Here is a 396-nt window from a genome sequence, read left to right as displayed (position 1 = left end):
TAGAGGGTCGGCAGGGAATCATTACGTACAGGGCCAAAAGCTGCCTAAGCGACTGAATTTCAAGGTTGATTGCTCGTCTCTCGATCAGGTTCTCCCCATCTATGGGGTCTGTTCAAGCACCTTGGCTGTGTAGCTCAGCGGCGCCACTTCCCTTTCAAGATCCAGGTGGTAGTCGCCGAAGCGATTGATGTGGCTGGTCCGATAAGGCGACAGGCCGGCCAGGATCTCGGGCGTCAGTTCAATCCCCTCCTTCCTCATCTCGGCCAAGGTCCGGCTCATGCCTTCCACGTTGTGGAGGATGATCATGTTGGCCACCAGCTGGCTGTACTTGATGATCTTGCGCTGCTCGTGTTGGACGTTCTCAGCAATGATCCCCTGGCTGCCAAAGAACACCCA

General features: G+C 55.8%; 1 protein-coding gene. It reads right to left on the bottom strand.

The features are described 5' to 3' along the window. Window positions 1-99: 99 nt before the first annotated feature. The coding region (locus QMX83_RS21625) for a Tn3 family transposase (RefSeq protein WP_282298676.1) at window positions 100-396 on the bottom strand (297 nt) is incomplete at its 5' end.

Source organism: Stenotrophomonas sp. PS02289 (assembly GCF_029960115.1).
Classification (GTDB): domain Bacteria; phylum Pseudomonadota; class Gammaproteobacteria; order Xanthomonadales; family Xanthomonadaceae; genus Stenotrophomonas.
This window is presented reverse-complemented; position numbering and strand designations above follow the sequence as displayed.